Consider the following 23,008-nt stretch of genomic DNA (forward strand, 5'->3'; position numbering starts at 1 on the left):
CCTTAAGCCAGGCCGCCATTGGCGCGCACGACCTGGCCATTGACCCATCCAGCTGCGTCGGACAGAAGAAAAGCGACGACCTCGGCAATGTCCTGTGGCTGTCCCAGACGTTTGAATGGTGCCGCTTCCGCCATGCGATCGATCTGGGTCTGGCTCTTGCCCGTAACGAACAAATCCGTTTCAACCGGCCCAGGAGCCACAGCGTTGACGGTAATGCGCCGACTTCCAAGCTCCTTGGCAAGTACGCGCGTCAGAGCCTCGACGGCGGCTTTCGTGGCGTTGTAGATGCCGTAGCTTGGAGGGTTGAGGGCAAGCGTCGTGCTGGACATGCTGACGATCCGGCCGCCGTCCACGACGCGTCGTGCAGCTTCGCGGATAGCGTTGATTGCGCCCCGAAGATTTGTATCGAGTTGTTCGGTAAGTCCCGCGTCGTCCAGATCCTTGATCAAGGACGGCCTGATGATCCCCGCACTATTAACCAGCGCGTTCACGTTGCCGTAGGCGCGTCCGGCCTGGTCGAAAAGTTCCTTCACATCTGACGCTGATGAGACGTCCGCGCGCACCGCGATGGCATTTCCTCCGCGTCCTACGATTTCTGCGACGACTGACGCGGCTTCGTCATGATTATTGGCGTAATTGACGACTACGTCCCAACCGTGTGCTCCAAGGAGCAGCGCGGTGGCGCGACCGATCCCTCGCGATCCGCCCGTGACAATAGCTGTTTTTTGCATATGACATGCCTCCTTTAGGCTTTCCTTCAGCCATCTTACGGAGGTGTTGTCTCGAGATGAAATCGACTTAAAGTATGGGTCATCATTCACGGGGTTGATATTGGTTTCGCCATCCATACGAGAAGGCAGAAGTGGCAACTAGTTTGTGCGGCGCCGGAATACGATTGCCTATGATGCATATCACGTCAGTATGCATCATCCGCTTCAATTTGAGCTAATTAGCGCCAAGATGGGGTAGTCAAGGTTCGAGTCGTTGAAAGGCGGTACCATCCTAAATTTGCCGATTTAGGGCCGTTGGCCCCAAGCGTTGATGAGTCTTCAACCTCGACCTGCCTGCACGCCACTGAGAATGCGGGAGCTGGCTCGCTACAGCTGACCGATGACGAACTCATTAGGATCGATTCGGCCTTCCCATTCAGCCCAAAGGCGGAGAGGCCGGATGTTTAGAATTCCATCGAGAGCTTAAAACCATGAGAAATGAGCTGCCCCGCTCTGGTACGGAACTAAAACACGTCTCGCCAATGCTCGAATATGCCGCTCACTTCACTGCGGCGGTCGATCCGCTGTCGGATTTCAGAACAAGATTCAGCCTGTAACCAAGTGCGTCAGCTACCTTCGCGATCGTCCCAAACTCCGGGTTGCCATCTCCACTTAACGCTCTGTAGAGAGCAGTTCGTGTTAGTCCGGTATTCCGGGAAAGATCCGACATGCCGCGCGCGAGCGACAACACCAAGCGCGCGAGCAATATGGTTTGCGTCTCCATCTTCGCTTGCAGCTAGAAGATATTCAGCAATCGCTTCCTCACTTCCAAGGAATTCGGCTGAGTCGTACTCAAATGTTTCAAGAGGCATGCGATTACTCCATTACTTGCCGTGCTATTTTTTTAGCTAATCGAATGTCTTTGTCTTGAGTACTTTTGTCGCCACCACACAGAAGAACGTAAACGACCGACCCGTCTCGGACAAAATAGACCCGATAACCAGGCCCATAATTATGCGGAGTTCGCTCACGCCTTCGCCGACTGGCCTTACATCCCCAGGGTTTCCTGCAGCGAGACGGTCAATGCGGTCGGCAATTCTAGCTTGGGCACGATAGTCCTTTAGCGTTTGATCCAGTCCGCATAATCACGGGTGCGCCTAATCGTGAACATGCGACTATGTAACCCATAGGGGACAAAACTTCAAAGTGATGGTTATCCGGGAATATAGCTGTCTGAAACTTTTGGCTTGCGTGTAGTGCCAAATGATTGAGTAAGTTCGATCTTCGTCACATCACGATGGCCACTCTGTTTTGCTGGCTGTCCGCACGTGGTTTCGCCCCTTTGGGCGGCCTACGGTCGGTCATTGAAAAGGAAAATAGCAGCAAATGTAACTGATTTGACCGCCGGATTGGCGGTTCATATCAGTTCAAGGCGGTAGGCCTAGTGCGAAACGCACGGCTCGAAGTCCGTCAATATCTTTACCAGCTTAACGAACTTGACGAGATGACAACGACTGCCTACTTTGTTTTTCAAAAGGTGGATTGTCATGCCGGTCACGAAAACGTCAGCAAGCGAAATTTCAAATGTCGCCCTTTCCATGAAGCTGCCTCGGAAGGCCGATTTTGAAAAGGCGCTTCTTAGTCAGTATACCAAGGCGGTGCAACTGAGCCAGAAGGCTGGCCATCAGGTAAGTTTCCGCGTCGTTGTGGATCCGCGCGCGGGAGCGCAGACAATTTCGATCGTGGAGGAAGACCAGCTGGTTGGCGACCGCGGGTTTCCGGTCGAAGAGGCTGGCGAACAGGACGACGAACTGAAGGCGGCCTTGTCTTCCGCACGAGAGCGCGGCCATCGCCGTGTTGCAGAGATCCTCAGCGAAGACGATATGCTCAGCGCCGACGCCTTTTCAGATCTTCTTGGGGTTTCGCGGGTCACGGTCAATACAAAGCGTCAAAACGGCCAGGTTCTTGGCCTGGATGGCGCCAAGCGAGGGTTCCGTTTCCCGGCTTGGCAGCTTGACCGGGACGGCCGACCCTATGCCGCGCTTCCAAAGTTGGACGAGATCCTGGCGGGTCCCTGGGCCGTTTACCGCTTCCTTGTTTCGCCCCACAGTGCGCTCGACGGTCGCACCGGGCTCGACGCCCTGCAGCGGCGCCAGGACGGCGACGTGATTGCCGCAGCCGAGGGCATTGCCCGCGGTGACTTCCGCTAAATGGCTGGTATCAAACCGCCTGCCGGTTTCGAGCGTCAGCCACTCGATATCGAAACGATTCCTTCAGGGCTCCGCTTTGGCCGGATTTACGCAAGCGTCTTTCCGGACCCGTTGGGATTTGGAAAAACGCCAAGCCGTTTCAGTGACCCACGCCGACGTAATGTGACTAAGCGCTTCGGCGTTCTTTATCTGGGCGAAACACTCAAGGTCTGCTTCCTCGAGGCCGTTCTGCGTGATCGCCGCGACGGTCTTGTCGGCGAGCTTCCGATCGAGGAAAAAGAGATCTACGCGCGCCGCTATGCTGAGGTCGAAACGATTGCAGACCTCAACCTTGTCGACCTGCGCGACGACCACGCGATCAGGATGGGGGTGCCAACTGACGTGGCGAGGTCATCACGTCAGAGCCTGGCGCGCACGTGGGCGCTGGCGTTCCACGGACACCCGTCGCTTCCCGACGGTATCATCTATCCATCTCGCCTAAACGGCCACACGAATATCGCCGTCTTCGGGCGGGCGGTCTCGAAGTTGGCGCCAGCGCGGGTCGTGCCGCTGATCGGCGCACCGGGGCTCGCCGCAGTCATCAATGACCTTCGCGTGAGTTTGGTCAGTTTTCCTTGAATACTGCTGAAATGACCAACGATGGATAATCGCACCTATCGGATAGGGTGATTTCGGCCTGCAGAAAGCTGCTGACATCCGACAACATCGCAGTTCAGATCGAAGCGGTGAAGGCGTGGACGCTGTGGGAGGGCGAGACCATTACTCTACTGCCCGATCCAGACTATTCCTCGGCCTATGCCGATGGGTATTTCGCCCATGCTTTCGCTCGGTTAGAAAATCACTACTTCGTTCACGACTGCTGGATGGAGGACGGTCAACTCTTGCGCAATGCCGATCGAATGAAAGGAATACCCGGCGCGATCATCCACGGGCGATATGACATGCCATGTCCCGTCAAAAACGCTTACCTCCTTCATAAGGTATGGCCGGACGCATCTTTACATATCGTTGAAGGGGCGGGGCACGCGACTACCGAACCTGGCATCCTTGATCAGCTCATCCAGGCAACAGATCGGTTTGCTCAACGTAAGACGAAAGAAGGGTAGGGGAGTTCGGACAACGCGCAACGACCTAGTGCGAAAAGCCCCGAGGTAATCTCCCAGTCCCTGTGAATCTTGGGATAGTTTGTCGCTGTAAGCTCTCCAGGGAGAAAGGTGATCGTTCAGCAGGGCACACTCGATCCATTTTCTTTGCGATATCTCAGCCCTTTTTCAACGCGGACGATATCTTCCCTCGAGGCCTTGCCCTGCTCGAGTGTCAGCATCACGGGAGGTTTGTCGCTTCTTGGGCAAACTCTAGCAATAGCTTTGAGAACCGGTCCGTTGATAAACAGATAGTCGGAAAGGTCTACGCAGTTGGGTTGCCCCGTAGTCCTCGGATTACCTTCGACATCACAGCGTTCGACGTAAGGAAAGTTTCCAGCTGCCGCTGCGAGCCGACTGAGAGCTGCCGTCGTGCTGAACATTTCCCAAAGCAAATATGAACCCAGGGCGATAGACATGAAGAGTACTAGAATCCTATAAAGTCCTCGCGCTACGGTAGGATCGCTGTTGTCGTTGTGCATTGAGTGTCCCTCTAAACATGACGGGATCGATGTAAAGTGCGTGTTTATGATAGCTTGAAGCTCAAGGACGACATTAAGCTCAAACTGGGCGTCGAGCTTGTACTAGCTTCCGCTTCGTAAGAGAACGATGACCGCTAAGTCACCAATGGAAAAGCCAATGAGACCTATCCTGCCCGTTGGGCTTATTTTTATCCTTCTAACGATCGGCGTCCAACCTGCGGCATCTTGTACGATCCCAAAAGGACTAGCGTCTGACGATCTGAAAGCCGCAGACGTTGTCGTCAGAGCCTTTCTTCAGAAATTCGAGGTTGTTGAGCCGAACACGAAAGCACGTCTCACGCTGGAGGTCAGGGAAGCAGTATTTGGTTTTCGCAGTCAGGGTGAAATATTGGCTTTATGGGAGAGCCCGACCGGTGAAATGCAAGATCACTGGACAAGTTCACGGGATGTACTCGTTGCGCTGAAGCGCATTAATTTTGCTGAGGACGGCGTCTGGTATCGTATCATTCAACCAAGCTGCGCTCCACCGAGCCTAATGGAATTTAATGCCCAGAACACTTGGCGTTTGGCTGAAGCAATGCACGACTAGCAAACCCAAAGTATTTTGAATTAAGTGCGGCAGCCATGGCCACCGTTCGACCCTATTTGGTCATATCGAAGCCAAGCTCATCTCGTTACCCGCGGAAAGGAGCGGAGGTTGATCCGCGAGCTCCTGTCGTGGACCGACACCGAGCGAACTTCCGGTCGGATAACGTTTTCCTGGAGACGACACGACCCAGACTACGCGGAAGACGAGACTACACAAGAAGGTACGCCCTCCTTGCGTAGCGCTTGGAGATAGAGGAGCACCTCGTCGCCATCCTGGCTAACAGGTAGCTTTGCGTGTATGCTTGGAATATGAGCCTGCATGATCTCAATTGCTCTCTCTCTGGCGATGACGTCATCAACACCCTCGACCTTCTGTCTGATGGCTTCCAGCGTGAGCAGTGCAGCGAGGTCACGTATAGCTTTAGCTTCTGGTGCATTGGCATATCTGCTGTCTGCACAAGCGAGATAGGCGGCACTGATCCTATTCAGAGTTGCATTCGGGTTGATGCGGCAGGAGGCGAGCAGTCTTTCTTGCTTCGCGGACCAGTCGCTGCGCAATATGAGCGTCTTTCCGATATGTGTTGCCGTACCGCCGACCACAGTAAGAACGGCTAAAAGGAAAAGTGTTTTCACGGCAAACCTCGCTGACCCGCTGGAGCTTACCCGCCCGCAGTTCAGTATATCTTACTGATAAGTGGACATTTCTAACCACAAGCTCTGCGCACTGTTATATCGTACACGATCTCTCCGCACAGAGATGATATTTATCGGTTCGGTAGCTTGAGAAACAGCCCACCGCACTCCGATCACGCTTCGGCGACGCCGCTCAAAACAATGCCGCTTTACGAAATCGGAACAGTGATCAGAAAAGCCGCGCCTGGCTGAGGAGCGTCCATCAGAGTGATAGTTCCTCGATGCGATGCGAGCATAGTGCGTGCGATCTCAAGTCCCATGCCAGTGCCGCCCTCCTGGCGTCTTGTTGAGAAGAACGGCTGAAATAAGCGATCTCGATTGGTTTCAGAGACGCCGTTACCGTTGTCTGCAACCAGAATGGTGACGGCCTTTCCATCGACGCCTACCGTTAGACTGAGATGCGTTGCGCCGTTCTGCAGGGAGTTTTCCGCAAGGTTACCAAAGACAATACCAGCTGCTTCGAACGAAAGCGCAAAACGAACTGTCGATAGCCCTGGCATGACGACAACGAGCTGCGGGAAACGTTCTTGAAGCATCCGGCAAACGTCTTCGGCACAGATCCGATCTGAGGGGAGTGAACTCTCAGCGACAGCAAGCTCCCGCAGTCTGGTCAGCAACAGATCCAGCCGTTTGGAGTCTGCTATGATATTGTCAAGAAAGCGCAAACGCTCGCTTCTGGTCATTGGCTGCTCGTCGTCATCGTCCCGCATCAGCTCGGCAGCGCCGCGGATGGACGTCAAAGGTGATTTCAGTTCATGCGAAACATGCGCCGCAAAAGAGCTGACATATTCACTGCGATCGACGAGCTTGCCAGCCAGATCAAGGAAGCTTTGTGCGAGAGAGGCAATCTCCCGGGTGCCGTAACTGTCGAGCGGTTGGATTGCTCCCCGGCCACCCCGAGCGATTTGCTCCGAGCGGGCGATCAGCGCATTGATTGGGCCGGTGATGTTACGACTAAAAACGTATGCAACGGCCAGTGTGACGAGAACGACTGCAGCAAGAGCGCCGGCCTCCGTCAGGGTCGTCAAAGATGCCGGGCTGTCGGTGGTCCGGACCCATACGATGCTGAGGATCGGGAGTGCCATAATCGACAGCAGTACGGAGTGGACAATCAGAACCAGTGGCGGCCGCCATTTTGGCTTTACCTGCAGTTCGGGCATCGTATCAACTCCGTTCGTCGCCGGTGCTCAGCTTGAAGCCAACGCCATGCACGGTGGTTATGATGTGTTCCGCGCCGACGGCCGCAAATTTCGCCCTTATATTCCGAATATGGCTGTCGATCGTGCGGTCCGCGACGTAGGTTGCCGGTCCATAGGCGGCCGCCATAAGTTGTTCGCGGCTGAATACCATATCTCGTCGGCTTATCAGGGCGTCGATGATCGCGAATTCCAGTGCGGTCGGTGTCAGAGAAATGCCACCGAAGGTCACGACGTGACCGGCCCGATCCAGCCTCAGGTTTCCGACCGTCACAGTCTGCTTGCCTCTCTCACCGGCGTCTACCGCATTGCTGCGCTTCAGGATGGCCTTGACGCGCGCAACGAGTTCACGCGGACTGAAGGGTTTGGTGACATAGTCGTCGCCGCCGATCTCGAGGCCTATAATACGGTCGATCTCTTCATCCCGAGCAGAGAGAAACAGGATGGGGACTGAAGACGTCTTGCGGATCTGGCGGCAAACTTCGAGGCCATCCATATCCGGCATGCCGATGTCCATGACGACGAGATCAATCCTGCCTGCCTGAAAAGTCCTCAGTGCCTGTGTTCCGGTTCCCGCTGTCTCGGTTGTCATGCCAGCACGTTCAAGGGCAAAGCAGATCACCTCGCGGATATTGGTTTCGTCATCAACGACAAGGATGCGCGGCGTCATAACGTCTCCTGGAAATGCGGGTCTGTCGCTGTTATCGCTGTTCACCTCTCATTCAAAGCAGTGGCTCGCAGATAGTTCTGAATTCGGTGCTTACGATAGCTCCAGCCGCGCCAATCGTTAGACCCTCTCTCAACGTTCCTCGCCATCCAACGTCTAGCGTCACTAGCCAGTTGCCGCTGGGAAGTGTCGATCGGTGTTGACATGTAGAGGTCCAGAGCGGGAATGGCTGAGGGCCCAAGGGAGAACAGATACTCGATGTCGAGCGGTTCGCCCTGATGGTCTGGTCGCATACTGTTTTCGACGTTGAAGCGGGCAATGATCGCGGAAAAATCCAGGAACGCGCAGAGATAGAGGACGACCGCCAGGGTGAGGAAGTTCATCGAGATCAACCATTGATTGGAACGACGCTGCGCAATGCGCAGCAGGATGAATACCAGCCCCGCCGCAACCAGGCCCATCCAGATGCCGGCCGCAATGCGCAAACCTGTCAGGGAATAGGTTTCGACATAAAGATCGAGCCGGAGCATCGACGACAGGCACAGCAGAACGTTCTGAATGATCCAGCTGATGACCAGGGTCCGGATCAGCCGGCTGTGATCGCCCGGTCCGCCGCGGCGCATGGCGATCAGAACAAAAGCTGCGGCTAGCAATACTGTTGCTACCAGTGTGTAGGCACCACGATGCGCGTATTGGGCGTGGCTCATTCCGGCCGGCAGCTCCGCACCACCCCAGAGATACGTCCCGTCCAGTAGCGTCTGCGCGGCGAAAAGCAGGTTGAACAGCCAGAGCGAGCGGACAAGGACAGTGTGATTGAGAAACCTGCGAGCTGGGCTGCTGTCTGCCGGTTCCTGCATGGGTCGGCGTCTGCATCTGCGGATCAGGCGCGGTCGTATCAGTGACCATATGAAGACGGCTGCCACCAGCCAGAAAGCAGCTCGCCCGACGTCAATCAGGTTCAGCAGAAGGCGCAGGTCGATATTGTGCAGCCCCATTTCGATCAACGGGTTGCCGGCACTGAGCAGCAGCAGGAAGACCAGCGCCATGCCCAGCGGAAACATCCAGCCGGAAAGGGATCTCAGTGTCGTGCCCAAAATCGATTGGCCGGGATGGGACGCAGAATACTGACTCCAGGTTTCAGCCAGCCTGATCGGGATGACCGGCATGAACCGCAGGACGACGAATGGAATTGCGGTGGGTCTTTTGGGGAGAAGCCTCGCAGCGGCGAGTGCGACAAGGACGACCGCTACCATCGAGATTATGAGCCCGCTTACGCTCGGGGCCTCCAGCAAGGGTGCTGCAGCGAAGGACGAGAAGGCAAGATAGGCAACTGCTGCAAGAGGGCTGGGCGGTCTAGCTGCTGCGAGCAAGACTGCAGCCGTCAGCAAGACAGACAGAATAAAAAGGTTGAGGCCAGGCCCATGCTTGAAAACCAGGAAGTCGATCAGCGCCATCACAGAGACGAGAATGAGGAGGCGTTTCCTGCGTGTGAAGGATGGGCGTGCTGTGACGTGCTCTGCGTTGGTCAGTTGCATGGCAAAACCTCATGACAGCACGGTTGGGGGCCCGAATTTCCAACATTCTGTTTGCTCGCGGCTTGGGTGTTGTCGCGGGAGTTTGGGTTTTCTTCCAGCCACCAGCCCTCGTTGAGAAGACGGTAAGGCAGGCGGGGAGGTGTGGAGCGATCTGGGATAAGGTGCTTGTTCATGCCGCACAGAGTGCTCACGGGATTTGCAGATTATGTGCAGGCCATGAGGAGCTATTCAGGAGATCAAGCATGGGAAGAGCGGACGACGCCACCAGGCGGGAGATCGCTAACCAGGCTCCAACAGTCCGGCTTAGCTTTCGCGCAGGGAAGTGATCATGAACTCGCCGTGTTCAAGCTGCGGCCATTCCAGCGGCGCGCTGACACAGTTTCTCCAGTTACAGCCTGATAGTAAGGCTTGGAATTTGTAGCGAGCACTAATTTGTAATCACAGGACAGAAGGTTGATCCGTTCAAGGCGGAATGGCATATCGATCCCCGCCCAACCTTACGACGTCCAACTTCTTTTGACCTCGTCGATCTGACTTGCGGCAACCCACTTCGTTTCCTTCACAAACCTCGAAATGAGGTGCGAGCTCCTCGCATCACGCAGGTAACAGAGCAAAAAATCAAATGCCGTACCTGGCTCAAACGGGCGTGTAACGACGCGGCTTCCCATGCCGGCAATAAAAAGCGGATGAACAAGTGATACGCCCAAACCAGCTGCAACAAACTCGCAAACAGTCGGGCTCGCGGCCGCCGTCAAAACGATGTCAGGGGCGACATTATACCTGCTGAAAATTTTTTCTATTTTCTGGCCGGTGTAGGATCCCGGCAGGAACGAAATAAAGGGCTTCTTGTCCAGGTTCTCGGGTCTGACGACATCTAGCCTTGAGAGAGGATGCTCGGGAGGCATGATGCATACGAGATCATGTTCTAGGACCGACGCGGTAACCAGATAAGGGTTGTCGATACGAGAGCTGACGAGGCCGACGTCAAGCTTACGGTTGAGAATGGACTCCGCGATTCCGTGCGATCCCAGTGATTCAATCGAGCAGTAGACGTTCCGATTTTCCTCAAGGAACTTCATTGTCGCCCGCTGAATGAAAGCCCCGGCAAGCGCTGGGATAACGCCGACAAAGAGCCGGCCTTGCTCCTCTCTTTTGATGAAAGCAATGGCGCTCTCAACCTGCCTCACGCCCGCGAAAATCCTGTCAATCTCCTCATAGAGCCGCAAGGCCTGCGCGGTTGGAACCAGTCTTCCCTTATGCCGGTCGAACAGCTTGAGCCCATGATCCGCCTCGAGTTGAACCAGAAGCTTGCTGGCTGCCGGTTGGGAAATAAACGCAGCCTCCGCTGCCCGGCTGACGGTGCCGTGCTCTATCACAGCCTTGAAAATTTCGACCTGCCTGAGGTTGAGAGAACGCGCCATCCTATAACCTTTGGAATAGAGGTGCCCATTAATTGCATTGGAGTAATAGTATCCAGTCGCGTAATTTCGTCAATGGGAACTGAGGTGATTGGCCTGCGCTGGCGCGTCCATCCAATCCCTTGTCACTGAAGTCCCTACCAACGCAATTGCTGAGTGAGACTAAGAATGTTTAGGAAGCTACATGATCCGTCGGGTGAAGCTCTTACTGTTTTCATTGATGGGGCGTCCGTTCTTGCTGAACCCAACGAGACTGTTGCGACTATTCTTCTGCGGCAGCCAAATCTATGGGCCCGGACGACGCCCGTGTCCGAGACAAGGCGAGCGCCCTATTGCATGATGGGCACCTGTTTCGACTGTCTGGCTATGGTCGATGGAGCTCTTGTTCAAACCTGTCTTGCGCCCGTCCACGAGGGTATGCACATCGAGCGACAGCTCGGCCGTCGGAGGGTCGCACCGTGAGCCGTCGGGTTGATCTCCTGATCGTTGGAGCGGGCCCGGCAGGTATGTCGGCTGCCACTGCTGCGCGACGATACGGTCTCGACGTTCTCCTTGTCGATGAGCAGCCCACGCCAGGTGGGCAGATCTGGCGTAATATCGAGGCGGTCGCGGGCACGCCTCGCGCCGATATTCTCGGGAAGGCCTATACTGACGGACTTTCCACGGTTGAGCAATTTCGTGCCAGCGGCGCCGTGTACGAGCCGGGCACCCAGGTCTGGCAGATCGAAGCAGGGTTGCGTGTCTTCATGACCCGCAACAATTCCGCCGAAAGCGTGGAGGCTGGTGCCGTGCTTTTGGCAACTGGCGCGCAGGAGCGTCCTCTACCGTTTCCCGGCTGGACCCTGCCCGGCGTCATGACCGTCGGCGCCGCTCAGATCACGCTAAAGACTGCCGGACAGGTTCCTGATGAGCCGGTCTGGATTGCCGGGAGTGGACCGTTGCCGCTTCTTTATGCCACTCAGCTTCTGAAAGCAGGTGGGCAGATTGCCGGGTTCCTCGATACGACCCCACGCGGCAGGCTGTTGTCCGCCATGCCAAGTTTTGCGGCGGCAGCTTTGGGGGTGCCGTCAGATCTACTCAAGGGAATTCGTTGGCTCGCGACGCTGCAGCGACGCGTCAGATACGTTGCCAATGTAACCGAGATCGAGGCAATTGGCGAAAATGCTGTCGAGCGTCTTCGTTATGTGACCGAAAGGGGCACATCAGCGACTGTCGATGCGCGTTTGCTGCTTGTTCATGAGGGCCTAGTGCCTACCATTCATCCGACACTTGCACTTGAATGTCGGCACCGATGGAACCGGGACCAGGACAGCTTTGCGGCGGAACTTGATCCTTGGGGTGAAACGTCGGAGCCTAACGTGTTCGTGGCGGGCGATGCGGCCGGTATAGGTGGCGCCACAGCAGCATGCCTGCGGGGTGAGATCGCGGCGCTTGGCATTGCGTTCAAGGCCGGACGCATTGATGAACGGGAAGCTGCCCGCACGGCACGGCCAATCCGCGCACGGTTGAGACGGGCCCTTTCGGCGCGCCCGTTCCTCGACCGCTTCTACCGCCCGCGCCGAGCTGTTTTCGTGCCCTCCGATGAGACAATAGCCTGTCGCTGTGAAGAGGTGAATGTTGCCCAGGTTCGCGCCCAGGCAAAGAGGGGCGGGCGGCCGGGTCCGAACCAGATCAAGGCGTTCACCCGGGCCGGCATGGGACCCTGCCAGGGACGTCAATGCAATTATACGATTGCTCATTTGTTGGCGGAGATTGAGGGAAGGGATACGCCTGACGTTGGTCTCTACCGGGTGCGACCGCCATTCAAACCGGTGACCTTGAACGAGCTTGCTGGGCTAACCTCTAAGGACGCCAGCCGATGAGTATGAAGAAGACGGATGTCGTCGTTATCGGTGGCGGTCTGCATGGATTGTCGGCGGCGTTACATCTTGCCCGCGCGGGACAACGGGTCACCATTCTGGAACGCTCTTGGGTTGGGCGACATGCGTCAGGTTCGACGGCCGCCGGCGTGCGGACCCTCAACCGCCATCCTGCCGAAGTGCCGATATCGCTCGAAGCGATGGACATGTGGCACAACATGGAGGCGATCGTCGGTGACGATTGCGGTTTCCAGGCCTTCGGGCAGATCAATGTAGCGGAATTCGAAAGTCATGTGCCTGTTCTTGAAAAGCGCGTGGCCATGATGCAGGCGGCCGGTTACCAGCACGAGGAACTGATCGATCGGGACGAACTGCTGCGCCTCGTGCCGACAATCTCCCCACATTGTACCGCTGCGCTGATCGCCCGTCGCGATGGTGCTGCCGATCCGCATCGGACGATAGCAGCGTTTCGAGCCGCTGTTGAGGCCGAGGGCGTCACGATCGTCGAAGGCTGCCGCGTCATCGCTATCGAGATTGCAGTGTCTGACTGGAAGGTCTGCACCGAGGTCGGCGACTACGGTGCACCAGTCGTGGTCAATGCCGCCGGTGCCTGGGCTGCCGACATTGCAGCCATGATCGGCGATGAAATTCCATTGGGCCATAAGGCATCGATGATGATCGTCACCGAGCGCATCGCACCGCTGCTGAAGCCGGTTGTCAGCGTTGTCGGGCGCCCGTTGTCATTCAAGCAATCGGATCAGGGCACTCTGGTGATCGGCGGAGGGCTTCAGGGGCGGGCTGATATCGCGGCCCAGAAAAGCTTCGTCGATTTCAATGAGCTTGCGAAAGGCGCTAGGGCCGCAGCCGATCTTTTCCCGTGCATCGGGCCGTTGCGCATCGTTAGGGCCTGGACCGGCATGGAAGCCAAAACGGATGACCACCTGCCTGTTATCGGTGCCTCGCCCAATGCCGCAGGCATCTTTCATGTCTTCGGGTTTTCCGGCCACGGCTTCCAGCTTGTGCCGGTCGTGGGCGCAATCGTTTCTGACTTGATCGTTCATGGAGGCACAAACAGGCAGACTGAGGCGTTTTCGCCATCGCGGCTCATGCAGCGGAAGGCCATTGCATGACAACCGCGCTGTTAGCCTTGCCCGTCAATCGTTCTTTATCCGCAACAACTCCCGTCTTTTCGTCGGACGGCGGCTTGATCAATGGAGCAAATACAAATGTATAGAATTGGCGTCGATGTCGGCGGTACCTTTACAGATTTTACTGTCACCAACGCGGTCACTGGAGAGAACCGTTACTTCAAGCTCTCGTCGACCCCGGCCGATCCCTCGGTGGCAATAGTCGATGGTATCAAACAGGTTTTGAAGAGCTTCGATATAGCGGCCGCCGACGTCTCCTATATTGGCCATGGCACGACAGTGGCGACGAACATGATCATCGAGCGACGCGGGGTGCCGACAGCCTTGATCACCACCAAGGGGTTCCGAGATGTGCTGGCCATCGGCCGCCAGACGCGACCGGCTCTCTACGACGTGTCGATCACCAAGCCGGACCCGCTGGTCGAGCGGTTTCGCCGGCGCGAGGTTGACGAGAGGCTGAACGCCCAGGGGGCCGCCCTCAAGGACCTGGACAGAGGTGAGCTCGAAATTGTTCTCGACGAGTTGGCATCCACCGGCATCAAGGCGCTTTCTGTCTGTTTCCTCCATTCTTATCGCAATGCCGCCCATGAGGACGAGGCCGCCCGGATCATCGCAGAGAAATTGCCCGGTATTTACGTGAGCCTGTCGTCGAAGGTCTTGCCGGAGTTCCGGGAATACGAGCGGACCTCCACCACCGTTCTCAATGCCTATGTCGGGCCGAAGATGGCGGACTATTTCGACAGGCTGGAGGAGAAGCTGCGCGAACTCGGCATTCCGGTTGCGCCGATGACAATCCATTCCAACGGCGGCCTTCTGTCCATCGATACTGCGAAACGGCTGCCCGTGACGACCTGCCTGTCCGGCCCTGCCGCTGGTGTCATCGGTTCCGCTGTCGTGGGCGCTGCTGCCAATATAGCCAAGATCGTCACTTATGACGTCGGCGGCACGAGCACGGACGTTTCGCTGATTGTCGACGGCCGGCCGAAATTCACCTCCAGTCGGGATGTGGCCGGGTATCCGGTGAAGCTGCCCATGGTCGACATTCATGTCATCGGTGCCGGCGGCGGAAGCATTGCCTATGTCGATGATGCAGGTGCCCTGAAGGTCGGCCCGCGCAGTGCCGGCGCATTGCCCGGTCCCATCGCCTACAACAGAGGCGGTGAAGAACCGACCCTTACTGATGCGAACATCTGCCTCAACCGTTTGAACCCGATTGCCTTGCTTGACGGCCGGATGCCGATTGACCGGGCATCGGCCCTCGACGCGATCGAAGAGCGTATCGCCCGACCTCTCGGGATCACCGGAGAGGCAGCGGCCTACGGCATTTTGCAGGTGGCTGTGGCCAATATGAGCCGGGCCATCCGCGCCGTGACAACCGAGCAGGGACACGACATCGCCGAGATCACCCTCTTTGCGTTCGGCGGCGCCGGTCCGCTCCACGCCGCAGAGGTGGCACGCGAATCTGGCATTCGGCGTATTCTCGTGCCGCAGGAGCCCGGCACGATGTGCGCACGCGGCGCTTTGCTTCTGGATGTCAGCCTCGACTTTGTTCGCATGCAGCTTGCAGAGGCAACCGCTGAGGGCTGGAAGACGGCGTGCAAAGCCTTGGGCGAGATGCTGAGTGACGGCGATGACTGGTTGGAGACGGAAAAGGTTGATACCGCCCTGCGAGAATTCCATCTTGCCATCGACGCCCATTATGCCGGTCAGACCCACGATATTCGCGTCGCATTGAACGGCGTCGACAGTGATGGGCTAGCACAGTTCCTGGCGGATTTCGCCGAAGCGCACAAGGCAGGCTACGGCTACGACATTCCCGGTCAGGCTGTCGTCATCGTGAGCTGCCGCCTGCAGGCTGTCGGCCGGGTTCCGAAAAGCATCACTCCGACCTATGCCGGCGGCGCCAGCGTTGCCGGGGCCAGAACCGGAGAGCGCGAGGTTTATTTCGGTCCGCAGGAAGGCTGGCGTCTTACGCCGATTTACCGCCGCTCGGCCCTCCCAGTCGGTGAAGACGTTGCTGGCCCTGCGATCATTGACGAGATGAGCTCTACGACCGTCGTTCTTGCCCGCCAAACTGCAGCTATCGACGCCTTCGGCAACATCATCATCACGAATTGAAGGAGATAGTCATGACCGTACAAGCTCAGAAAGCGATCCGGGACGACCTGATCCAAAAAGAGAAGCGCGAGATCAATGCCATCGCAATGGAAGTCTTCAGCAATCGGATGCTGTCGATTACCGAGAGCATGGCGATCCAGATGATGCGCTCCTCGTTCTCCACACAGATCAAGGAGCGTCGGGATTTTTCCGTCGGCATCTTCGATATGCGAGGAAACCTGATTGCCCAGGGAACGCATATCCCGCTTCATCTCGGCTCTTTGCTAGGTGCCACCGAAGCGCTGTTGGAACGCTACGGCGTGGCCGACATGGTCGAGGGCGACGCGTTCATTTGCAACGATCCTTACCTTGCCGGCGGCACGCATCTGCCGGACATTGCCGTCATAACGCCCGTATTCATCGATGGTCGGATCATAGCCTTTGCCGCCAATATCGGTCACCATTCGGATATCGGTGGATCCGTACCGGGTTCGATTTCGGCGAAATCACGCTCCGTGTTCGAGGAGGGTTTGCGTATCCCGATCATCCGGATTGTCCGCGCCGGCGTCCTCGACGAAGACCTGCTCAACCTGATCTCGAACAATTCGCGTCTCTCCCAAGAGCGCCGCCTCGACATTCAGGTCCAGATTGCGGTCAACAATAGAGGGGGTGATGAGACCCGCGCCCTGTTCGAGCGTATGGGTGTCGATGAGGCGCAGGCTGCGATCGACGATGTCCTGTATTATACATGTGAGCGGCTTAAGCGTCGTATCGGAACCCTTCCGGCCGGAAGTTTTAGCTTCACTACCTGGCTCGACGACGATGGCAGTGGCAGCGGGCCGCTTCCATTGGTGGCAACTGTCTCTCCGCGTGGAAATACGCTCCATATCGATTTCGAAGGCACCGGCCCCCAGGCACAAGGCGCTCTCAACGTCCCTCGCAACGCCCTGCGAGCCACGGTCTATTACTGCATCAAGGCTTTGCTCGACCCGGAACTCATGGCCAATAGCGGCATGTTCGAACCCTTGATCATCTCGGCCCCAAAAGGTTCTATCGCAAATCCTAGGTTTCCAGCGGCCTGCGGTGCGCGAAGCATTACATGCCAGAAGCTCGCAGGCGCCGTCTTCGGTGCCTTCAGGGAGATTCTGCCTGTCGAGCGCCTCATCGCCTCGAGCAATGATCTCCTGCCGACGATCTCCTTCTCGGCTGCAAAGTCGAATGGCGGCCTGTATCACTATGGCGAGACAATCGGTGGCGGCAGCGGCGCGCGGCACGACAGCGACGGCATGGATGCGATCCATGTTCACGTCACCAACAGTCTGAACCTGCCGGTAGAAGCGCTCGAAAACGAGTTTCCGTTCCTTTGCGACGAATACAGCCTCGTCGTGGATTCCGGCGGGGCAGGGCGACAGCGTGGCGGCCTTGGCATTGCACGACAGATCCGTGCCATTCATGACGGGACGATCGTGTCGGTGCGCTCGGACAGCTATATTCACGGTGCCGAAGGCATCGATGGCGGTGGCACCGGCGGTCTCAGCTCGCTCACTCGCAATTTCGGGGGCGACGGTCAGGAGAGCCTGCCGCTGAAAGTCTCGTACCTCGTAATCGGCGCGGGGGAAACCATACGCATCCATACCCCGGGCGGCGGGGGCTTTGGTGCACCTCGGGAACGATCTCCCGACGATATTGCGCGTGATCTTCGCGACGAACTTATTACGAAGGAAGCCGCCTCCAGAGACTATGGGGAAGAGCTCGTCAAGGCGGCTTTGAACTCGGCTTAAAACGCTAGGCTTTCGTCCGTTATTGCTCGTCTCACCTATAACTTAAGGAATGCGGCATAGGAAAATTTGACTTGGATTTATGGGCTGCGATCCTGTCAAAATCCGGACGGGGCGAAGAAGCGTTGTCAAAAAACGGCAGCAACAAGAACATACAAGAAAAAGGGAACTTGAAAATGGGACATTTCATAACACGTCGCAATGCACTTCTCATCGGGGGCGGAGCGCTCGGTGCAAGCCTGCTCACCCCAGGTTTGTCCTATCGCGCTGCGCGGGCGGCGACGCCGGGAGCAGTCACCTATGCGCTGTCAGCCTATCCACCGAACCTGAGGCCGTTCGAATATTCCGGCGCCGCATCGCGCACCGCCAAGCTACTGAAATTCCGCGGATTGTTGAGCTTCAGTGATAGCGGCAAGATTCAGTCGGAACTGGCGGAAAGCTGGTCGCTTCCGGATCCCCGCACATACGTCTTCAAGCTTCGGCCGAACGCCACGTTCCAGAACGGCGCACCCGTGACAGCCGACGACGTCAAGGCGTCGTTTGATTTCATCCGTGCAGAAAAATCGACAGCTTATCTTCGTCAGGCTTTTCAGGCTATCGAGACTGTTGAGGTTATTGATGCGGGAACCGTTCGCATCTCTCTCAAGCAACCGACACCCGCTTTCCTCAATGTACTTGCCGGGCAGAACGCACCAATCGTCTTCGCCAAGCAGATGGACGATCCCGATGCAATGATCGGCGCCGGGCCGTTCACGCTAGAAAGTTCCGAAAAGGGCGTGTCGCTAACCTTCAAGGCACGCAAGGACTTCTATAAGCCGGGCCTGCCCAAGACAGAGGAGGTACGGCTTGTCGTTTATGCCGATGACAGCCTTCGGGTGGCAGCGCTGAATGCCGGCGACGTCGACATTATCGAATACGTACCATGGCAAAGCATGGAGAGCCTGTCGAAGACACCCGGTATCGCGATGCAGTCGTCGCTTGGCCTATACATGTACGTCGTCTTCAATCTGAAACAGGGTCCCTTCACAGATGCACGTGTTCGCCGCGCGGTTGCGCACGCGATCAAGCGCGAAGATGTGGTGCAGGCTGCCTTCCTTGGAAAGGGGAAGGTTCTGGACGGTGTACCACTACCAGAAACATCGCCCTTCAGATCCGCGGAACTGGATCATCTCTGGCCCTACGATCCCGATCGCGCCAAATCGCTTCTTAAGGAGGCTGGAGCCGAGAATTTGCAAGCGACCCTGCTGTCCACCAGCACTTATGGCTTCCACAAAGACATAGCCGAAATCATGCAGCAGCATCTGGCTGCGGTCGGAATGAACATCAAGCTTAGCCTGCCGGAATGGGGCGTGCGTATTTCTCAAGGCAACGAAGGTCGCTACCACATGGCGATTAACGGCGGCGCGCCAGAACTCGGCGATCCTGACGACCTGACAGCATTGTTTGGCTCAGGCTCGAATTCCTATCGCCGATCGTTCGGCCTGAGCGATCCCAGGCTGGACGATCTGCTGGCGCGCGGACGCCACGAAAGCGATCAGCAGAAGCGTGTGCAGATCTATACCGACCTGCAGAAGGCCGTTGCGGAGACCGTTCCCGTCACCTTCCTCAACTACCGCGTCCAGGCTTATGCGATGCGCGACACGGTAAAGGAATTTAAGGCACTCCCAGACTTCCTGCTCAATCAGTCCGGTATGGCTTTTGACACCGTTCATATCGGCTAAGCCGACGTTCCAAGTTCTTGAATGGGAAGGGCCATAATGCTCACCTATATCGTGAGAAGATGTGCCGTGGCGGCCATAATGATCTTCATGGTCGCCACAGCGGTCTTCATGATCCTGCATGTCGTGCCGGGCGATCCGGTTGAAGTGATGTTGTCTGCCGACGGCATGGCTCCTGATCCAGTGGCTGTGGCAGAAATGCGGGCTAGGCTCGGGCTCGACCTACCTCTGCACCAGCAATACCTAGAATACCTGATGCGTCTGGTGTCCGGAGATCTAGGACGCAGTTTTCAAGACAACGAGGACGTTCTGGGCAATATCGCCCAGCGTTTGCCGCGAACACTTGAGCTGATCGGAATGGCGACGGTGCTGTCGCTTTCTCTCGGTATCCCGCTCGGCGTCCTCGCCGCGCGCAAACGTGGAAGCTGGGTCGACCGTGCGCTCGGCTGGGTGTCCAGCCTTGCATTGTCGGTCCCAACCTTCGTGCTGGGTACATTGTTCGTGCTGGTCTTTGCGCTGATGCTGCGGCTTGTCCCGGCTGGAGGTTTTGTGCCGTTCAGCCAGTCGCCCTCTGCACATCTCACGCTTCTTTTAATGCCTTCCGCTGCAATTGCAGTCGGATTCACCGCTATCATCGTTCGCATGACGCGTTCGACCGTTCTCGATGTCCTCGAGCAGGATTGGGTTCGCACTGCTCGAGCCAAGGGCGTCAAGGAGCGCAAGGTATTAAGACGACATGTGGTCCGCAATGCACTTGGACCAGTCCTTACCGTCACTGGCCTGCAGATGGGATCGATGTTGGGCGGTACCGTCCTGGTCGAATTCATCTTCAACTGGCCAGGAATGAGCGGCTTCCTCGTCAAAGCCGTCGAAAATCGCGACTATCCCGAAGTACAGGGCATCGTGCTGGTAACGGCGTCTCTCTTCATCTTGCTCAATCTCATCGTCGACGTGCTCTACTCAGTCCTCGATCCGCAGGTTCGAAAGTCATGAATATGTTCTCTCAGATCTGGAAGAATGCGAGATACCGGCATCTTGCGCCCTCGGCAATCGCACTCTGTCTGTTGATTCTCGTTGCAGTTCTTGCACCCGTCATTGCCCCCTCCGACCCCTTGGCAATGGATATTTCCGGTCGTATGGCATCGCCGTCCGCTGCCCACTGGCTTGGTCAGGATGAGTTCGGCCGCGACGTTCTGAGCCGCCTGCTTCACGGCGCACGGGTATCGCTCAGCGTCGCGTTTGCTACCGGCATCATTGCGGCAGCCATCGGAATATCGGCTGGCATGGTCGGCGGATACTTTGGCGGGATTGCCGAAGTACTCACCGTTCGCGTGGCGGAATTCATGCTTGCGTTTCCGCCAATTCTGCTGGCATTGCTGGTGATCGCCTTTACCGGGCCCGGGACGGTGACGCTGATTGTCACAATGGCAATCTTCTACGCGCCCGAATTTGCTCGAATTGCCTACGGGGAAGTCCGGTCAGTCAAGCAAAAGGAGTATGTTGAGGCGATGCGGGCGATAGGCGCAGGTCCAGTGAGGATCCTGCGCGCAACGATCTTGCCGAACATTGCGGCGCCTTTGTTCGTGCAGTTCTCGCTTGTTGTCGCAGCGGCAATCGTCGTGGAGTCGGGGTTGAGCTTCCTGGGGCTTGGCATCGTGCCGCCGACACCTTCATGGGGCCTGATGATCCGGGGCGCGCGCAGCTACCTAGAACTTAACCCGATGGGGCTCGTCTGGCCATGCCTGGCGCTTGTCGTGACCATTTTTATCGTCAATTCACTATGCGACGCCGTTCGCGACGTCTTCGATCCGCGGACGACCAAGGTGAAAGGCCTGTCTTTCGGCAAACGGCGTAAGCACGCCGGCCAGGATGCCTCACCTGCCACCCTCTCCAAAGGGATTCAGCTTTCGGTAAGTGGGCTTCGGACGGAGTTTGCTACGCCGAGCGGCGCCTTGGCGGCCGTCAAAGACGTATCTTTTGAAGTGGGCCGTGGAGAGACAGTTGCAATCGTCGGTGAATCCGGCTCCGGCAAATCGGTGACAAGTCTGTCGATCATGGGGCTTCTACCCGATAAAAGCGCTGCCGTGACAGCGGGGCGGATGGCGTTCGCATCGAAGTCCGGCAAAGTTCTCGACCTCGCCCGGATCGACCCCGAGAGCGCCAGGTCGCTGAACGGCAGCGATGTAGCGATGATCTTTCAAGAGCCGATGACCAGTCTCAATCCCGTATACCGGATTGGTGACCAGCTGACGGAAGCCATTCGTGTCCATGAAAGCTGTACCAAAGCGCAAGCCCGGGAGCTCGCTCTCGACATGCTGCGCAAAGTTCGAATTTCCGATCCGGTACGCCGGTTGAACCAGTTCCCATTCGAACTGTCGGGCGGTATGCGCCAGCGAATCATGATCGCCATGGCGCTTGCCGGCAAGCCGAAACTCCTGATCGCGGATGAACCTACGACAGCGCTCGACGTGACCATCCAAGCGGAGATCCTTGACCTGATCAAGGAACTGCAAAGGGAGGATGACATGTCCATCCTCTTCATCACTCACGACATGGGAGTGGTTGCCGAGATCGCGGACCGGACTGTTGTGATGTACAAGGGGGAAGCGGTCGAGGCCGGCTCAACGGAGGAAATCTTCAAGGCTCCGAAGCACCCCTATACGCGCGCCCTTCTTTCCGCAGTCCCAAGGCTTGGTTCGATGGATGGCTGCGCGCTTCCGATGCGCTTTCCGATGATCGATCGAGTTACGGGCGAACTCAACACCCCGGATGTGTTTCCTAATACGGTGCGGGAGACAGATCGGCCTTTGCTTGAAGTGCGAGGCTTGACGACCCGGTTTGACATTCGCGGTGGGCTGCTCTCCTCGATCGAGGGAAGAGTTCATGCTGTCGAGAATGTGTCGTTCGATCTCATGACGGGCGAGACGTTGGCGCTTGTCGGGGAGTCCGGCTGCGGCAAGTCGACGACCGGTCGCTCTGTATTGCGACTGCTTGAACCGCAGTCCGGTTCCGTCCTGCTCGAAGGTCTCGACGTCCTTGCACTCGACGACGCCGGTCTGCGGCGGCAACGGCAGAAGATGCAGATGATCTTCCAAGATCCCTATGCGAGCCTTAATCCACGTCTCTCGGTTGGGGCAGCAATTGCCGATCCCTTAATCATAAATGGTCTCAGCAGTGCTGCTGATGCACGCGACACAGTTGCGGAGCTTTTGGCAAAAGTGGGCTTGAGCCCCGACATGGCATCGCGTTACCCACATGAGTTTTCGGGCGGGCAGCGCCAACGCATCTGTATCGCTCGTGCCTTGGCTCTGAAGCCGAAGCTCATAGTGGCAGACGAAGCCGTTTCCGCGCTGGACGTTTCGGTGAAGGCGCAGGTGGCCAACCTCATGCTCGACCTTCAGGCCGAGATGGGATTGAGCTACCTGTTTATTAGCCATGACATAGCGGTCGTTGAACGGGTTAGTCACCGGGTGGCAGTGATGTATCTTGGCGAGATTGTCGAAATCGGGCCACGTCAAGCGATTTTCAAAAACCCCCAGCATCCCTATACAAAGCGACTGCTGTCCGCCGTCCCGATTGCTGATCCGTCAAAGCGCCATGAGCGCCGCGCCGTCACCAACGGCGAGATCAAAAGCCCTGTCAGGACCCCAGACTATGTTCCGCCCGCCCGTCTCTACCGGGATGTCGGCGGCGGCCATAAGGTGATGGTTTGGGACAGCGAGTGGGATTAACCTGAGAGCACCAAGGAAACTAAGGCGCCACCACTC

Annotated in this window: 18 protein-coding genes and 2 pseudogenes; 13 read left to right on the forward strand and 7 right to left on the reverse strand. The window is 57.1% G+C overall.

Going from position 1 to position 23,008, the window contains the following annotated elements; all coding sequences use genetic code 11:
• Positions 1-2: 2 nt before the first annotated feature.
• Complete coding sequence (locus IFT59_RS20540) at positions 3-731, reverse strand: SDR family oxidoreductase (RefSeq protein WP_192088290.1); 729 nt, start codon at positions 729-731, stop codon at positions 3-5.
• A 538-nt stretch (positions 732-1,269) separates the two neighbouring features.
• A pseudogene (locus tag IFT59_RS20545) lies at positions 1,270-1,582 on the reverse strand (addiction module antidote protein).
• Between the two features lie 675 nt (positions 1,583-2,257).
• On the opposite strand from IFT59_RS20545, the gene IFT59_RS20550 reads away from it, so the two are divergent.
• From IFT59_RS20550 to IFT59_RS20570, 4 genes are all read left to right on the forward strand, one after another.
• A complete protein-coding gene (locus tag IFT59_RS20550; protein ID WP_192088125.1) occupies positions 2,258-2,920 on the forward strand; it encodes an XRE family transcriptional regulator in 663 nt (220 codons plus the stop codon).
• Positions 2,921-3,538 (forward strand): RES family NAD+ phosphorylase, encoded by a 618-nt coding sequence (locus IFT59_RS20555; protein ID WP_192088126.1) that lies wholly within the window; start codon positions 2,921-2,923, stop codon positions 3,536-3,538.
• Between the two features lie 47 nt (positions 3,539-3,585).
• The gene (locus IFT59_RS20560) at positions 3,586-4,026 is read left to right on the forward strand and encodes a hypothetical protein (protein WP_192088127.1); all 441 of its coding nucleotides are present in this window, start codon (positions 3,586-3,588) and stop codon (positions 4,024-4,026) included.
• A 675-nt stretch (positions 4,027-4,701) separates the two neighbouring features.
• Positions 4,702-5,133 carry a hypothetical protein gene (locus IFT59_RS20570; protein WP_192088129.1) on the forward strand — a complete coding sequence of 144 codons (432 nt, stop codon included), beginning with the start codon at positions 4,702-4,704 and terminating at the stop codon, positions 5,131-5,133.
• Positions 5,134-5,324: 191 nt separating this feature from the next.
• Here the strand turns inward: IFT59_RS20570 and IFT59_RS20575 are convergent, their stop codons facing one another.
• The 5 genes from IFT59_RS20575 to IFT59_RS20595 form a co-directional block, all read right to left on the reverse strand.
• The gene (locus tag IFT59_RS20575; protein WP_192088130.1) at positions 5,325-5,765 is read right to left on the reverse strand and encodes a hypothetical protein; all 441 of its coding nucleotides are present in this window, start codon (positions 5,763-5,765) and stop codon (positions 5,325-5,327) included.
• 209 nt (positions 5,766-5,974) lie between these two features.
• The gene (locus IFT59_RS20580) at positions 5,975-6,985 is read right to left on the reverse strand and encodes a sensor histidine kinase (RefSeq protein ID WP_192088131.1); all 1,011 of its coding nucleotides are present in this window, start codon (positions 6,983-6,985) and stop codon (positions 5,975-5,977) included.
• Positions 6,986-6,989: 4 nt separating this feature from the next.
• On the reverse strand, positions 6,990-7,691 hold the full coding sequence (locus IFT59_RS20585) for a response regulator transcription factor (RefSeq protein WP_192088132.1): 702 nt from the start codon (positions 7,689-7,691) through the stop codon (positions 6,990-6,992).
• Positions 7,692-7,732: 41 nt separating this feature from the next.
• Complete coding sequence (locus IFT59_RS20590) at positions 7,733-9,223, reverse strand: DUF4153 domain-containing protein (RefSeq protein WP_192088133.1); 1,491 nt, start codon at positions 9,221-9,223, stop codon at positions 7,733-7,735.
• Between the two features lie 497 nt (positions 9,224-9,720).
• Positions 9,721-10,644 (reverse strand): LysR family transcriptional regulator, encoded by a 924-nt coding sequence (locus IFT59_RS20595; RefSeq protein WP_192088134.1) that lies wholly within the window; start codon positions 10,642-10,644, stop codon positions 9,721-9,723.
• Positions 10,645-10,809: 165 nt separating this feature from the next.
• On the opposite strand from IFT59_RS20595, the gene IFT59_RS20600 reads away from it, so the two are divergent.
• The 9 genes and pseudogenes from IFT59_RS20600 to IFT59_RS20635 all read left to right on the forward strand — a co-directional run bounded on the left by IFT59_RS20600 (position 10,810) and on the right by IFT59_RS20635 (position 22,972).
• Entirely contained in the window at positions 10,810-11,103 is a 294-nt protein-coding gene (locus IFT59_RS20600; RefSeq protein ID WP_192088135.1) for a (2Fe-2S)-binding protein, read from the forward strand.
• Positions 11,100-12,503 (forward strand): FAD-dependent oxidoreductase, encoded by a 1,404-nt coding sequence (locus tag IFT59_RS20605; RefSeq protein WP_192088136.1) that lies wholly within the window; start codon positions 11,100-11,102, stop codon positions 12,501-12,503. The genes IFT59_RS20600 and IFT59_RS20605 overlap by 4 nt, the downstream gene beginning before the upstream one ends.
• A complete protein-coding gene (locus IFT59_RS20610) occupies positions 12,500-13,630 on the forward strand; it encodes an NAD(P)/FAD-dependent oxidoreductase (protein ID WP_192088137.1) in 1,131 nt (376 codons plus the stop codon). Before IFT59_RS20605 ends, IFT59_RS20610 begins: the two co-directional genes overlap by 4 nt.
• 96 nt (positions 13,631-13,726) lie before the next feature.
• Positions 13,727-15,766, forward strand: a complete 2,040-nt coding sequence (locus tag IFT59_RS20615) for a hydantoinase/oxoprolinase family protein (protein ID WP_192088138.1) — start codon at positions 13,727-13,729, stop codon at positions 15,764-15,766.
• 11 nt (positions 15,767-15,777) lie between these two features.
• Positions 15,778-17,526, forward strand: a complete 1,749-nt coding sequence (locus IFT59_RS20620) for a hydantoinase B/oxoprolinase family protein (RefSeq protein ID WP_192088139.1) — start codon at positions 15,778-15,780, stop codon at positions 17,524-17,526.
• Between the two features lie 173 nt (positions 17,527-17,699).
• Entirely contained in the window at positions 17,700-19,244 is a 1,545-nt protein-coding gene (locus IFT59_RS20625; protein WP_192088140.1) for an ABC transporter substrate-binding protein, read from the forward strand.
• A 36-nt stretch (positions 19,245-19,280) separates the two neighbouring features.
• Positions 19,281-20,234 (forward strand): ABC transporter permease, encoded by a 954-nt coding sequence (locus IFT59_RS20630; protein WP_192088141.1) that lies wholly within the window; start codon positions 19,281-19,283, stop codon positions 20,232-20,234.
• A gap of 143 nt (positions 20,235-20,377) precedes the next feature.
• Positions 20,378-21,049: pseudogene (locus IFT59_RS23180) on the forward strand (ABC transporter permease); the annotation flags it as partial.
• A gap of 90 nt (positions 21,050-21,139) precedes the next feature.
• Entirely contained in the window at positions 21,140-22,972 is a 1,833-nt protein-coding gene (locus tag IFT59_RS20635) for an ABC transporter ATP-binding protein (protein ID WP_342366135.1), read from the forward strand.
• Positions 22,973-23,008: the final 36 nt, after the last annotated feature.

It is taken from the genome of Rhizobium sp. CFBP 8752 (genome assembly GCF_014842035.1).
Taxonomy (GTDB): Bacteria; Pseudomonadota; Alphaproteobacteria; order Rhizobiales; family Rhizobiaceae; genus Neorhizobium; species Neorhizobium soli.